The organism is Marinobacter sp. DSM 26671 (assembly GCF_900112835.1).
Lineage (GTDB): Bacteria > Pseudomonadota > Gammaproteobacteria > Pseudomonadales > Oleiphilaceae > Marinobacter > Marinobacter flavimaris.
Genome location: NZ_FONF01000017.1, coordinates 82,381 through 96,643, shown reverse-complemented (window position 1 = coordinate 96,643; position 14,263 = coordinate 82,381). Strand labels below are relative to the sequence as shown.

Annotated in this window: 14 protein-coding genes; all 14 read left to right on the top strand. The window is 58.7% G+C overall.

Going from position 1 to position 14,263, the window contains the following annotated elements; all coding sequences use genetic code 11:
* The first annotated feature begins 87 nt into the window (after window positions 1-87).
* The 14 genes from BM035_RS16835 to BM035_RS16770 all read left to right on the top strand — a co-directional run bounded on the left by BM035_RS16835 (window position 88) and on the right by BM035_RS16770 (window position 14,134).
* Window positions 88-675 carry a DUF1329 domain-containing protein gene (locus BM035_RS16835; RefSeq protein WP_254775523.1) on the top strand — a complete coding sequence of 196 codons (588 nt, stop codon included), beginning with the start codon at window positions 88-90 and terminating at the stop codon, window positions 673-675.
* Window positions 676-692: 17 nt separating this feature from the next.
* A complete protein-coding gene (locus BM035_RS16830) occupies window positions 693-1,022 on the top strand; it encodes an SOS cell division inhibitor (protein ID WP_092033270.1) in 330 nt (109 codons plus the stop codon).
* Between the two features lie 70 nt (window positions 1,023-1,092).
* Window positions 1,093-2,544 carry a sigma-54 dependent transcriptional regulator gene (locus BM035_RS16825; protein ID WP_092033268.1) on the top strand — a complete coding sequence of 484 codons (1,452 nt, stop codon included), beginning with the start codon at window positions 1,093-1,095 and terminating at the stop codon, window positions 2,542-2,544.
* 230 nt (window positions 2,545-2,774) lie between these two features.
* Window positions 2,775-4,013: a sensor histidine kinase gene (locus BM035_RS16820; protein WP_092033265.1), complete on the top strand. Its 1,239-nt coding sequence runs from the start codon at window positions 2,775-2,777 to the stop codon at window positions 4,011-4,013.
* 12 nt (window positions 4,014-4,025) lie between these two features.
* Window positions 4,026-5,492, top strand: a complete 1,467-nt coding sequence (locus BM035_RS16815; protein WP_092033262.1) for a sigma-54-dependent transcriptional regulator — start codon at window positions 4,026-4,028, stop codon at window positions 5,490-5,492.
* A gap of 251 nt (window positions 5,493-5,743) precedes the next feature.
* Window positions 5,744-6,112, top strand: a complete 369-nt coding sequence (gene fliE, locus BM035_RS16810; protein WP_008173058.1) for a flagellar hook-basal body complex protein FliE — start codon at window positions 5,744-5,746, stop codon at window positions 6,110-6,112.
* Window positions 6,113-6,127: 15 nt separating this feature from the next.
* Complete coding sequence (fliF, locus tag BM035_RS16805; protein WP_053112491.1) at window positions 6,128-7,837, top strand: flagellar basal-body MS-ring/collar protein FliF; 1,710 nt, start codon at window positions 6,128-6,130, stop codon at window positions 7,835-7,837.
* Entirely contained in the window at window positions 7,830-8,873 is a 1,044-nt protein-coding gene (gene fliG, locus BM035_RS16800; RefSeq protein WP_008173060.1) for a flagellar motor switch protein FliG, read from the top strand. Before fliF ends, fliG begins: the two co-directional genes overlap by 8 nt.
* Window positions 8,873-9,766 carry a flagellar assembly protein FliH gene (locus BM035_RS16795; protein ID WP_041645327.1) on the top strand — a complete coding sequence of 298 codons (894 nt, stop codon included), beginning with the start codon at window positions 8,873-8,875 and terminating at the stop codon, window positions 9,764-9,766. The genes fliG and BM035_RS16795 overlap by 1 nt, the downstream gene beginning before the upstream one ends.
* Window positions 9,747-11,141, top strand: a complete 1,395-nt coding sequence (gene fliI / locus BM035_RS16790; RefSeq protein WP_014577634.1) for a flagellar protein export ATPase FliI — start codon at window positions 9,747-9,749, stop codon at window positions 11,139-11,141. Before BM035_RS16795 ends, fliI begins: the two co-directional genes overlap by 20 nt.
* The gene (gene fliJ / locus BM035_RS16785; RefSeq protein ID WP_014577633.1) at window positions 11,141-11,584 is read left to right on the top strand and encodes a flagellar export protein FliJ; all 444 of its coding nucleotides are present in this window, start codon (window positions 11,141-11,143) and stop codon (window positions 11,582-11,584) included. Before fliI ends, fliJ begins: the two co-directional genes overlap by 1 nt.
* Before the next feature lie 122 nt (window positions 11,585-11,706).
* Window positions 11,707-12,012, top strand: coding sequence for an STAS domain-containing protein (locus BM035_RS16780; protein WP_014577632.1), 306 nt, complete (start codon window positions 11,707-11,709; stop codon window positions 12,010-12,012).
* Window positions 12,013-12,036: 24 nt separating this feature from the next.
* The gene (locus BM035_RS16775; RefSeq protein WP_092033260.1) at window positions 12,037-13,794 is read left to right on the top strand and encodes a PP2C family protein-serine/threonine phosphatase; all 1,758 of its coding nucleotides are present in this window, start codon (window positions 12,037-12,039) and stop codon (window positions 13,792-13,794) included.
* Complete coding sequence (locus BM035_RS16770; protein ID WP_092033257.1) at window positions 13,787-14,134, top strand: Hpt domain-containing protein; 348 nt, start codon at window positions 13,787-13,789, stop codon at window positions 14,132-14,134. Before BM035_RS16775 ends, BM035_RS16770 begins: the two co-directional genes overlap by 8 nt.
* Window positions 14,135-14,263 lie beyond the last annotated feature (129 nt).

Genomic DNA, 14,263 nt, shown 5'->3' with positions numbered 1-14,263 from the left:
GCTATCGGCTGAAGCAGAAAACGACAGGCTAGACTATGAAAGGTGGGTCAATTTTATTGGCCAAAGGTGGGTCAAAATAAATGGCCATTGACAGGTTCCCGTCGTCTTCGCCGGTCGCCCAACCTGGCCTACGAAACCGACCTGCCGAATTCATCCTCGCTGCGGTCCGTCGACCAGAAAGACATGTACAACGGTGCGCCTAACCAATACGACTGGGAGCTGAAAGGCAAGCGCGAGCTGTTCGTGCCCTACAATGCCTACAAGCTTCACGGGCCAGAAATCGAAGCCGACGACGTGATTCGTCCGGGCCATATCAATCAGCAGCTTACCCGCTACGAACTTCATCGGGTTTGGGTAGTCGAAGCGAAACGCCGTACCGGTATCAGCCACATTTATGATCGCCGCGTGTTTTACGTGGATGAAGACAGCTGGCAGATCCTCGCGTCCGAGGAATACGATGCAGAGGGGAATCTGTGGCGTGTGTCGGAAGCTCACAACATCAGCTATTACAGTGAGCCGGTATTCTGGACTACCATGGAAATGACTTACGACCTGAAGGCGGAGCGTTATTACGTTGATGGGCTGGATAATGGATTCCCGGCGTACGATTTCGCCCCGGGGTTCCGTGGCAACGAATTTACTGCCTCCGCCGCCCGTCGTGCCGCTCGCCGCTGATTTCCAAGGAGACTGACATGGCAGACCCGCAAGCCCACCTGGACCACCTGGATCGACTGATGGCGGATCTCGGTCGCGCCCTGGCCGAAAAGGACTGGGACGCGATGGCGGGGCTGAACGAGCAGGTGAAGCCGGCAGTCGAGCCGCTGATGGCTGCCCTGGAAGCGGGAGAGGTTGATGCGGAGCCGGTAAGGCTCCGCCTGCAGGAACTACAGCAGTTTATTGACGCCGCCGATGAATCGGCCCGAATGGCCCGCAAGGAGGCGGAGGATGGCCTGAAGGGTGTAAACAGGAACCGGAGTGCGGCGAAGGCCTACCAGAACGTTTCTTCGAACCGACCAAAATAGCGTCATAAAATTGACTCTGGGGTTCTTACAGTCTTAAATACCGCACAAATCCCCCAAGAGATTCGGTTGAATGTCTAAAAATAACAAAGTGCTGGTGCTGAGCGAGGATGATTCAAGATTGCGGGACATAGTCACCATTCTTGAGTTCATTGGCGAGGAGCAGGTCCTTGCCGGCGATGAAGCCAGGGCACTTTTGAGCAGTGGTGATGAGGAAAGCCTTTCAGATATCGCAGTCGCGGTGGTGAATGGCGAGGATGCAGGAACCACCGAGGCGATCACCGCTGTGTGTGATGCCGTTCAGGGCGTACCGTTTCTGGTTGTTGGTCACCCTGAGCTCAAGGGTCTGTCCGATGAGACCAGCGGTCGCATCATTGCTCGCATGGAATGGCCGCTCAATTACACCAAGTTCGTTGATTCGCTCTACCGGGCCCAGATCTATCGGGATCAGTTCAGCCGCTCCCGGGAGCGTGGCCAGCAGCGCGGTTTGCAGCTCTTCCGGAGTCTTGTGGGAACCAGCCGAAAAGTCCAGCAGGTACGCCAGCTGATGGAGCAGGTGGCGGATAAGGACGTCAGCGTTCTCATTACCGGTGAGTCCGGTACCGGCAAGGAGGTGGTCGCCCGCAACCTGCATTACCATTCTTCCCGTCGTGATAAACCATTTGTTCCGGTCAACTGTGGCGCCATTCCGGCGGAGCTGCTGGAAAGCGAGCTGTTCGGCCATGAAAAAGGGGCCTTTACCGGAGCCATCACGGCCCGGGTAGGGCGCTTCGAGATGGCCGAGGGGGGCACTCTGTTTCTCGATGAGATCGGAGACATGCCGCTCAACATGCAGGTCAAGATTCTCCGGGTTCTGCAGGAGCGCACTTTCGAGCGGGTGGGAAGCAATCGCACCCAGTCTGCAGATGTGCGGGTAATCGCCGCCACACACAAGCACCTGGAAGACATGATTGAATCCGGGGATTTCAGGGAAGACCTCTATTATCGCCTGAATGTGTTCCCCATCGAGATGCCGGCCCTGCGTGACCGGGTGGAAGACATTCCCCTCCTGATTAATGAACTCATTTCCCGGATGGAAAAAGAGAAGCGTGGATCGCTGCGGATGAATTCAGCGGCCATCATGAGCCTTTGCCGGCACGACTGGCCCGGCAATGTGCGCGAACTGGCGAATCTTGTCGAACGCCTGTCGATCATGCATCCCTATGGTGTAATCGGCGTGCAGGAGCTGCCCAAGAAGTTCCGCTACGTTGACGACTATGATGAGAATCGCCCGGTGGAGGACACCGGTATGCCTTCCGGTATTCCTGGCCTGGTGGGCCTGGATGCCCCGGCATTGCTGCCGGTGAACGGTATCGACCTGAAGGATTACCTCTCCAACCTCGAGAAACAGCTGATCCAGCAGGCGCTCGACGAGGCCGGCGGCGTTGTGGCCAGGGCTGCCGAGAAGTTGCGGATCCGACGCACTACTCTGGTAGAGAAGGTTCGAAAATACGGGCTGCGGGAAGAGGAATCCGAGGAGTCCTGAGCAGGATCGCCCGGAATTTAGAGCTCCCTGAACGGCGTCAAAGGTTCGTAACCTGAGGCGCCGTTTCCGTTTCTGACCGACGTAAAATTGTCATTCTCCTCTTTCAAGAATCTCCTTTCCTTTGAAATATATAGAAAAAATCAAGTTGGCACGTTGCTGGCTTACAAACCTGCAAACGAAGTATCCGAACTATGAGGTCCGAACCGACGGGCCGATCGGGGAGTCAGGTTATGAGTCAGGCACAATTTGTTCTTCAGTCCGGCGCGGGCGGTACAAAGACCAACGCTGCGGCGGACGTCAATGACAAGGTTACCGCCCTGTTTCCGGAACAGGACGATGAGGCGGTGGATACCGCCCTGGAATTGTTTAACCGGATGTCGCGGCAGATCACTGACTCCTACCGGACCCTCGAATCCCGGGTCAACCAGCTTTCCGGCGAGCTGAACCAGGAATCGCTCCAGCGTCAGCAGGAGCTCGAAGAAAAAGAGCAGCTGGCAGATCGTCTGTCCACCTTGCTGAACGCACTGCCTGCCGGCGTTGTCGTTCTGGATAGCCAGGGCGTGGTAACGCAGACCAACCCGGCAGCCATTGCGCTTCTGGGGGAGCCCCTCGACGGTGCCCGCTGGGTTGATGTCATCCATCGCTGTTTTGCGCCCCGGCGGGACGATGGTCACGAAGTGTCTCTGAAGGATGGTCGCAGGGTCAGCATCGAGATCCGGACCATGGAAAACCAGCCCGGCCAGTTGATTCTGCTGACAGACCTCACCGAAACCCGGCACCTTCAGGCGCAGCTGGCTCACGCCCAGCGTCTGTCTGCCATGGGCAAGATGGTTGCGTCTCTCGCTCACCAGATCCGTACTCCGCTGTCCGCGGCCATTCTTTACGGTGGTCATCTGAGCCAGGAGGACCTGGACGAAGAAATGCGCCAGCGCTGTGCTTCCCGCCTGATGTCGCGCCTGACCCACCTGGAACAGCAGGTGCGGGATATGCTCATTTTCGCCCGGGGCGAAACCCGGCTGGCCGAGGAGTTATCTGCCGACAAACTGGTCTCGGCACTGGCATCGGCAGTCGAGGGGCTGAAGCCGGCTCCGGGCGCGACAGTGAAGCTTGAGAACAAAATCTCCAGCGACTGCCGGCTGATGTGTAATCGGGATGCCCTAGTTGGCGCCTGTACCAATCTGGTGAATAACAGCCTGGAGGCCGGCGCTCGCCATGTGGCGGTTCGGGTAACCGAGGAAACCGGGGAACTGGTCATCCGGGTTGTGGACAACGGCCCAGGTTTTGAGCTCTCGGACGCTGCCCGGCTGACCGAAGCTTTTTATACAACCAAGTCCCATGGCACGGGTCTCGGCCTTGCAGTGGTTCAGGCCGTTATCAAGGCGCATCAGGGACGGTTTTCCATTGAATCGCCGGAGCAGGGCGGTGCTGTAGCCACCCTGCGTTTGCCGCAATTACGTAACAGACACTGATCGGAGGCAACCATGGCCAAGGCCCAGATTCTGATTGTTGAGGACGACCATGACCTGCGTGAAGCGCTGGTAACCACCCTCGAACTGGCAAAATTCCGGGTTCGGGAAGCATGCAATGCCAGCGAAGCCCTTGAGCGACTGGCCGAGGCTCCGGTGGATATGGTGGTCAGTGATGTCAACATGCCGGGTCTGTCAGGGCACCAGCTTCTGGCAGAGGTGCAGCGGCTGTACCCGGGCCTGCCAATGATGCTGATCACGGCCTATGGCCAGATCAGCGATGCGGTATCCGCCATGCAGGCCGGCGCTATCGATTATCTGGTGAAGCCATTCGAACCGCGTTTCCTGGTGGATGCCGTCAGCAAGGTTGTTGGCGGCGGGCGTGAGAAAGCCAGTGATGAACCGGTGGCAGAAGACCCGATCAGCAAGCGGATGTTCCAGCTGGCGACCAAAGTGGCCGGCAGCGATTCCACCGTCATGATCTCGGGGGAAAGCGGAACTGGCAAGGAAGTCCTTGCCCGGTTCATTCACCAGCAGTCCCCGCGGTCAGAGCAGCCATTCGTGGCGATCAACTGTGCTGCAATACCGGAAAACATGCTGGAGGCTATCCTGTTCGGTCACGAGAAAGGTGCCTTTACCGGTGCCGTCGCCTCCTCGCCCGGCAAATTCGAGCAGGCCAACGGCGGAACCATTCTGCTGGACGAGATTTCGGAGATGGATCTGGGGCTTCAGTCCAAGCTCTTGCGGGTATTGCAGGAGCGGGAAGTGGAGCGGGTTGGTGGTCGCAAGACCATCAGCCTGGATGTCCGTGTTGTAGCGACCACCAACCGGGATCTGGCGGATTACGTTCGCGAAGGCAAGTTCCGGGAAGACCTCTATTACCGTCTGACAGTGTTCCCGATGCACTGGCATCCGCTCCGGGAGCGGCCGCTGGATATCATGCCACTGGCTACTTCGCTGCTTAAAAAGCATTGCCGCAAAATGAAGCTGACCGGGATTACCTTTGCCCAGGACGCAAAAAGTGCGCTTATGAATCATCAATGGCCGGGGAATGTGCGGGAGCTGGACAATGCCATCCAGCGAGCGCTGGTGCTGCACCAGGGAAATGTCATTCACTCTGGCGATCTGTGTCTGGAGCTGGGCATCACCGGCCGGCCGGACCTTCGCAGCGCGGCGCCGGTTTCGATGACCGAAACCGTTGCCAACATAGCAGCGGGCGAGCCGGATATTTCAGACTCTGGCTTTTCCCCCCTAGACGAACCTTCTCATTTGCGCAGTGACGAGCCGGAGGGCGCGGTTTCGCTGGGAGATGATCTGAGGCAGCAGGAATTCCGTATTATTATTCAGACACTCCGGAAAGAGCGTGGGCGTCGCAACAGGGCCGCGGAGCAATTGGGGATCAGCCCCCGCACGCTCAGGTACAAGCTGGCCCAGATGCGCGACGCCGGAATCGATCTGGACGCCGAAATGGCCTTGGTCTGACCCCCTGCAAGACGAACTCCTTCATTGGCACCCCTCGGGGTGCCGTTTTTTTATCTTCGATTCCCCATGCCGGTGGGGGCACCCTGCCCGTCGTCAAAAGTCCGTCATGGAACTTTCACGACTCCGTCCTTTTATCCGTAACCTTCTGATATTTATATCTAAAAACTACTTGGCCTGCCAATTGCTTCACCGGAGCTAAGATTATCCCAAGAGCAATTCCGTCCCTGGGAGGGCGGAGCCAGGAGAGAGTTATGGTTCAGCGTGCCGACATCAACAGTGTTTTGTCCGATATCCGGTCCCTGCGTTCACAGATGATGCAGAACCAGCGGGTCGAGCAGGATCAATCGGTTCGTGGTCGCATAGACGGCCCTCGCCAGGTTCAGGAAACCCAGGAGACGCCCAGCTTCAATGACATGCTTAGCAACGCGGTGAACAACGTGAACGACCTCCAGAAAACGGCTGGGGATCTGCGAACCGCCTACGACATGGGCGATCCGAACGTAGACATCACCCGTGTGATGATTGCCGCCCAGAAATCCTCTGTCTCCTTCGAAGCGCTGACCCAGGTACGTAACCGGGTGGTTCGGGCCTACGAAGACATTATGAACATGCCGATCTGATAACGGAGCAGAGTCATGGCCAGCGTACCTGCAGAAACCAATGCCTCCAACATGCCCGCAGCCCGGGAGGGAGACGCGCCAGAGAGCCGTAGCGACCTGTTCATGGGGTTCAACCGGCTCAACCTGCTGCGCCAGATCGGGCTTATGGTGGGGCTTGCCGCCAGCGTGGCGCTGGGGCTGGCGGTCGTGCTCTGGGCTCAGGAGCCGAACTATCAGCCGGTGGTGGGTGATCTTTCATCCTACAATCCCCAGGATGTGACCACCATCCTCGAAAGCAACGGTATCGACTACAAGATGGATCCGCGCACCGGCGCATTACTGGTTCCCTCGGATCAGGTCTACAACGCCCGTTTGAAGCTGGCGGCCGAAGGTGTCACCGATCGTCAAACCATGGGCTACGAACTGCTGGACCAGGAACGTGGTCTCGGCACGTCCCAGTTTATGGAAACCATCTCATACCGGCGCGGGCTTGAGGGTGAGCTTGCCCGCACCGTTGCCAGCATGCGTGGCGTTCGGAATGCCCGTGTGCACCTGGCTATCCCGGAGCGCTCTGTCTTTGTTCGCGATGCCCGTGATCCCTCTGCCTCGGTGTTTCTTGAAGTTTTCGCTGGTCGCCGGCCAGAACAGGAACAGATTAACGCTATTGTGAATCTGGTTGCCGGCAGTGTTCCCATGATGAGCAAGGAACACGTAACCGTTGTCGATCAAAACGGCAATCTGTTGACGGGCAAGCAAAGTCAGAGCGGTGCGGATCAGATGGCGGACCAATACGAATACACCGCCAAAGTCGAGGAGCGTCTGACACGTCGGGTTGCCTCTCTCATCGGACCCATCGTGGGTGATGGCCGCTATCGTGCCGAAGTGTCGGCGGATCTCGATTTCTCCTCGGTGGAGCAGGCAGAGGAATTGTTCAACCCCGAACAGCAGGCGGTGCGCAGTGAGCGTGAGCTGACCGAACGGCGCACTGCCGGCGCACAGGGCGGCATTCCCGGTGCGCTGGCAAACCAGCCGCCGGCTAATGCTACGGTGCCAGAGCAGGCTGCCGGCGGTGATGGTGAGCAGGCGGTGCCAGAACCGGTCAACGTGCGAAGTGAATCCACGCGAAATTATGAAATGGATCGTACTGTCAGCTACCGACGTCAGGAGCTGGGCAGAGTCAAGCGGGTGACCGTGGCTCTGGCGGTGGACGACATGAAAGTAGTGGATCCACAAACGGGCGAAGTCAGCTACGAGCCCTGGCCGGAGCAGGAGCTGCAGCGGCTCAGCATGCTGGTTCGGGACGCCGTGGGCTATTCAGCTGCCCGGGGTGACAGTGTTACGGTGATGAATACCGCATTTGCGCAGGAAGAATCCGTTGAATTCGAGGCTCCGGCGTTCTGGGAACAGCCCTGGTTCTGGGATCTGATGAAGCAAGTGCTCGCAGGCCTGGTGATTCTGGTGCTCGTGCTGGGGCTGCTGCGCCCAACGCTTAAAAGCCTGTCCGGCGGTGGCCAGCGGGAACGCGGCCTGGATTCCGGCTCCGGCAGTGGCGGTGGTTACGGGGGCCTTGATGACATCGAGGGTGGAGATGAGCTCCGCAAGGCCATGTCCGCCCAGGATGATCTGCTTTTGCCGGGTGCCACAGACGGTTATGATAGGCAGCTGAACGCATTGAAAGGGCTGATTGCCGAAGACCCGGCGCGGGTCGCACAGGTAATGCGCCAGTGGGTGAACGTCGATGACTGAGCAAGCCAATCAACAGGGTGGCGGTGAGCCATCAAAGCCGCAGCGGAAAATTCCGCGTGTGGAGCAGGCTGCGATTCTGCTCATGTCACTGGGCGAAGCGGATGCCGCAGAAATCCTCAAGCACATGGGCCCCAAAGAGGTCCAGCGTGTGGGCGTGGCCATGGCCCAGATGAAGGATGTCAGCAAGGACGAAGTGACCTACGTGATGAACCAGTTTGTTGATGCCGTAGGCGGGCAGACCGGGCTTGGCGTAGGCAATGACGAGTACATCCGGACGATGCTCACCCAGGCGCTCGGCGACGACAAGGCATCCAGCCTGATCGATCGCATCCTGATTGGCGGCAATACCACCGGCCTCGATACTCTCAAGTGGATGGAGCCCCGGGCCGTTGGCGACATCATTCGCTATGAACACCCGCAAATCCAGGCCATTGTTATTTCCTACCTGGATCCGGATCAGGCCGCTGAAATTCTTGGCACCCTGGATGAGAAGGTCCGCCTTGATGTGATGATGCGTGTTGCGTCACTGGAGAGTATCCAGCCCCAGGCCTTGCAGGAACTCAACGATATCCTGGAGAAGCAGTTCTCGGGTGGCGCCGCCTCCCAGACCAGCCGCATTGGCGGGGTCAAGCGCGCAGCGGACATCATGAACTTCATGGATCGGAGCATCGAAGGCAATCTGATGGATTCCATAAAGGATATGGATCCGGACCTTGCCAGCACCATCGAAGACCTGATGTTCGTGTTCGATAACCTAAAGGAAGTGGACGACCGCGGAATCCAGGCGCTGTTGCGGGAAGTGTCCTCGGAAGTGCTGGTGGTGGCCCTCAAGGGCGCCGACGAGGAGGTTCAGAACAAGATCTTCAAGAACATGTCCAAACGCGCTGCGGAATTGCTGCAGGATGATCTTGAGGCCAAGGGGCCGGTCAAGGTCAGCGAAGTTGAATCCGCCCAGAAAGACATTATCACCATTGCACGCCGTATGGCCGAGGCCGGTGAAATCTCCCTCGGCGGTGCCGGCGAAGAAATGATGTGATGAAAGATTCCACCCGTGACGTCAATCGCATTCCCAAGGAACAGCTGACCGCCTATGAACGGTGGGAGCTGCCCCTGCTGGATGCCCGTGGCAATGAAGTAGCGCGGGAAGAGGAGCGCGAGGTCAAGCCCCTCACCGCCGCCGACATTGACGAGATTCGCGAGGCGGCCCGGGAAGACGGCTATAACGAGGGCCGGGAACAGGGTTACCAGGATGGCCTGAAGGCCGGCAAAGAGGAAGGCCACCAGGATGGGCTGGAAACCGGCCTGGCAGAGGGCAGGGAGCAAGGCAAAAGTCAGGGCTACGACGATACCCGCAAGGAAATCGACACCAAGCTTGACCGTCTCGAACATCTACTCGGTGAGTTACTGCTGCCGATCAAGCGCCACGAGGACGAACTTGAAACCTCTCTGGTCAACCTGACCACGGTTCTGGCCCGGGCGGTGGTCTATCGTGAACTGACCATCGACTCCTCCCAGATCCGTCACGTGGTTCGCCGCGCCATGGAGGCGCTACCCTCCACCGCGGAAAACATCCGCATCCATATAAACCCGGAAGACTGTGAAATGGTTCGCGAGGTGACCGCCCGCCTCGAAGCGTCCGCTTCCGTCATTGAAGACGCCAGTATTCTGCCCGGTGGCTGTAAGGTGGAAACCCGTCACAGCCTGGTGGATTTCACGGTTGAGAAACGTTTCCAGCGGGCCGTGCAGAGCATGCTGGACCAGCAGATGAGCGACAGTGAGGGCGGAGAAACCGAGGAACTGGACTCCATGATGGAAGACTTGACCGGTTTCCATCGGGACGTGCTGGATTCCCCGGAGACCGGGGATTCCTCAGACGATCCGAAGCCGGCGCAAAATACAGGTGACGGTGATGACCTCGAGCCTCGCTGATCGCCTCAACCGCTTTCAGGGGTTTCTGGGAAACGAGCCCGAGCCTGAACTTTCCGGCCGATTGACCCGCATGGTGGGCCTTACCCTCGAATGTGTCGGCTGCCCCATGGTGGTCGGTGACCGCTGTGTCATCTTTGGCCAGAACACCGGTAATGTTGAGGCGGAAGTGGTGGGCTTTGAGGACGACCGGGTGTATCTGATGCCCCTGACAGCAATCGAGGGGCTCAAGCCCGGTGCCAGGGTTGTGCCTCTGTCTGCCGCAAGCCGGGTGCCGGTCGGCCCCCAGCTGCTTGGCCGGGTGGTCGATGGCAGTGGCGAGCCCCTGGACGGAAAAGGCCCCTTGCAGGCCGAAGCCCGCGTGGCGCTCACCGGGGATATTATCAACCCGCTGAACCGCGCCCCGGTGCGGCAGTCGATGGATGTGGGTATTCGGGCGATCAATGCGTTGATGACCGTCGGCCAGGGGCAGCGCCTGGGTCTGTTTGCCGGCAGTGGCGTGGGCAAGAGTATGTTGCTGGGCATGATGACCCGCTTTACCGATGCCGACATCACCGTGGTGGGCCTGATTGGTGAGCGGGGCCGCGAGGTAAAGGAGTTTATCGAAGACATCCTGGGCGAAGAGGGCCTTTCCCGCTCGGTGGTGGTGGCCGCGCCCGCGGACGATTCGCCACTGATGCGGTTGCGCGCCGCCATGCTGACCACCCGGATTGCCGAGTATTACCGGGATCAGGGCAAACGCGTGCTCCTGTTGATGGATTCTCTTACCCGTTACGCCCAGGCCCAGCGGGAAATTGCGCTGGCCGTGGGTGAGCCGCCGGCGACCAAAGGCTACCCGCCCTCGGTATTTGCCAAACTGCCCCAGTTGGTGGAGCGAACCGGCAATGGTCGCCCCGGAGGTGGTTCTATCACGGCGTTCTACACCGTACTTACCGAAGGCGATGACCAGCAGGATCCGATTGCAGACGCTGCCCGGGCGATTCTGGATGGCCACATCGTACTCTCCCGCCGGCTTGCCGAAGAGGGACACTACCCCGCCATTGATGTGGAAGCGTCGATCAGCCGGGTGATGCCGCAGGTAACCGAGACCGAACATTTTTCCAGGGCCCAGCGATTCAAGCAGGTGTACTCACGGTACCAGCAGGCCCGGGATCTGATCTCTGTCGGCGCTTACGTGAAGGGTTCCGATCCCGAGACCGATTTTGCCATCACTCACATCGGTAATATGCGCCAGTTCCTGCAGCAGGGCCTGAATGAGAGTGCACCACTGAAGGAAAGTGTTGACCAGTTGCTGGCGGTGGTGCCAGAGCGTCGATCCCCCGATCGGCGTAAGTCGGCCGTGCCGAATCCGGCAGCTGGCGGCGGAGGTGATGCCTGATGCTGCGTTCCCGGCGTCTGGAAGTGGTTCTTTCCCTGGAGGAGCGCAAGGAGCAGGAAGCCCTGGAGCGAATGGGAGAGGCCAGGAAGCTGGCGGAGCAGCAGCGCGAACAGGTCCAGAACCTGAATCGCTACCAGCAGGAGTACCGGGATCAGATTCGCAACAGCCAACAGGGGGTTGTGCAGGTGTCCAGGCTCCAGGCGTGGCAGGCCTTTATTGCGCAACTGGATCAGGTAATCCGGCAGCAACAGACGCAGCTGGAGCAGGCGGAAAAGGTCTTCGAGGCGCGCAAAAAGGAATGGCAGCACGCCTGGGAGCGCCGGCGTGGCATGGAAAAATACATAGAAACCTGCCGCCAGCAGGAGCAGAGGGAGCAGGATCTCCGGGAACAGAAGCTTTCGGATGAGGCCGCGGGGCGGGCTTTTAACCAACGTCGACGCTGAATCTTGCTCCGCATCAAGCAAATACAGATGCAAAATCAGACCACTCAGCTATCCTTACCGGATGTAGGGCTGGTAGAACACGCCGGTCAAATGCTGCTCTTGATAGCCCGGGAGGTTTTGGAATGCCGATCCAGACGCGCCGCGATGATGACGGTCAGACTCTTGTTATCAGGATAGAGGGGCGTTTCGACTTCAGCACCCATCAGGCGTTCCGTGATGCCTACGAGCACGGTGATCCGAACATCCGGAATTACATTGTGGATCTGTCTGACACCACCTACCTGGATAGCTCGGCGCTGGGAATGCTGTTGTTGCTCCGTGATTATGCCGGAGGTGACAGCGCAGGAATCGTCATCGAAAACTGCAATAACGATGTCCGTCGTATTCTTTCAATCTCCAATTTCGAGCAACTTTTCAATATCCGCTGATGCTCGCGGACTGCCGGAGTACTCATGGATGATTCCGTTGCAGAACATAGCCGTCCCCTGAGAATACTGATCGCTGACGATTCGGACAGCGATCGCCTGATCCTCAAAACACTGCTGAAGCGACTGGGGCACGAAGTCCTTGATGTGGCAAACGGGCTGGACGCGGTCTCTGTTTTCCAGCGGGAGGCGCCGGACCTGGTGCTGCTGGATGCCCTGATGCCTGTCATGGATGGCATGGAAGCGGCCCGTCAGATCAAGCTCCTGGCTGGTGAACGGCTGGTTCCCCTGATTTTCCTGACCTCCCTCTCTGAAGCCGGTGCCCTGGCCCGATGCCTGGAGGCCGGTGGCGATGACTTCCTGGGAAAGCCCTATAACCGGATCATCATTGAAGCCAAGATCAAGGCCTTCAACCGAATGCGATTGATGCACCGGACCCTCTCGGATCAGCGGGATCTCATTCGTGAGCGCAACCGACAACTTACCGAAGAGCAGGAAATCGCCAAGCGGGTCTTCGATAACGTGGCTCATTCCGGCTGCCTGGATGCCTCCAATATTCGTTATCACGCCTCGCCCCAGTCCATTTTCAATGGTGATGTGTTGTTTGCCTCGCCGCGGCCGGCGGGCGGGATGCTGATCTTCATGGGGGATTTCACCGGCCATGGTCTGCCGGCTGCCATCGGCGCCATGCCTGTAGCCGAGATCTTCTACGGCATGGCCAATAAGGGTTTTAACGGCCAGGACGTATTGCGCGAGATCAACCAGAAACTCAAACGGATTCTGCCCACGGGCATGTTCTGCTGTGGCGCCATGATCGAGGCGGATTTCAAACTTAATCAGCTGCAAGTCTGGAACGGCGGTCTGCCCGATGGCTGGCTGATCCGGACCACCGGAGAACTCCAGGCATTGCCATCGCGGCATCTTCCCCTGGGTATCCTTGCGCCGGATCAGTTCAATGCCGATTTCGAGAGGGTTGGTGCCGGCCCTGGTGACAGGGTGCTGATGATGACCGATGGCTTTCTGGAATCTGCCGACAGCGCCGGCAACGTATTCGGTGAGCAGGGCGTTACCGGCACGCTTGACCGGCTGGACGGTGGCGACCATCCGTTCGATGCCATGATGTCCGCGGTTCACCGGTTCACCGGAAACTTTGAGGATGGCGATGACCTGACGCTCTGCTGTCTGGAAATGATGGACGAGGCTGGGCTGGCTACCCTGCCAGATCGTGCCGCACCGTCTGCTCTTGCCGGGCCGGCGGAATGGCGCTGCAGCTATGAAATCCGGGAAAGGACTCTCGGCGAGTTCAGTCCTCTGCCTCTGTTGCTTCATATCTGCATGGAGGTGCCGGGTCTTCGACGGAAGAGCGGCGAAATCTATACCCTGCTGGCGGAACTCTACAACAACGCGCTGGAGCACGGTGTTCTGGAACTCCCGTCAGAATGGAAACACTCACCGGAGGGCTTTGGCCGCTACTACGCGGAGCGCAATCGGCGCCTGGCTAACGTGGAGGGTCACTACATCCGGTTCACACTGCACCATTCCCTGAAACCGGATGGAGGTCGGCTTCGTGTTATCTGTGAGGACAGCGGCCAGGGGTTTGATTTTCACAATCATCCCAGCGTGGCCCCCGGTAATTCCCCAACCATGAGCGGGCGCTATGCAGGGCGGGGCCTGCTGCTGTTGAAACGTCTGGCGGAGACCATCAGGTTTCATGAACAGGGCAATCATGTTGAAATTGTCTACGATTGGCAGTTCGCCCGTACAGCGGAGAATCGAGATGACTGATAAACCACACCTGGACGAGGAGGCACTGGCTGAGCTTCGAGACGTCATGGAGGACGAATTCGAAGTGCTGATACAGACCTATGTTGCAGATTCCCGCGACAGGATTCGGGGATTGCAAGAAGCCCTGAGGGCTGACGATAGTGACGCCTTTGCCAAGACGGCCCATAGCTTCAAGGGCAGTTGTATCAATATTGGCGCCCCGCGGCTTGGCGAACTCTGCCTGAAGGCGGAAATCGCAGGAAAGGAGTCCCGGCTGGACGATGCCTCGGGATTAGTGGATGACATCGCCCGGGAATTCGAACAGGTAATCGCAGGCCTGGATGGCTTGATGGTGGGGTGAATCAGGTCTATTCAGGCCGTTTGTCAGGCGAAGCAGGTGTGCGCTGGCATCACAATTGCTTTGTCCTTCGCATTGAGTGGATTAACCGCCCATGCACCGGCCAAGTCCGGCAAGGTGAGGGCGACAATG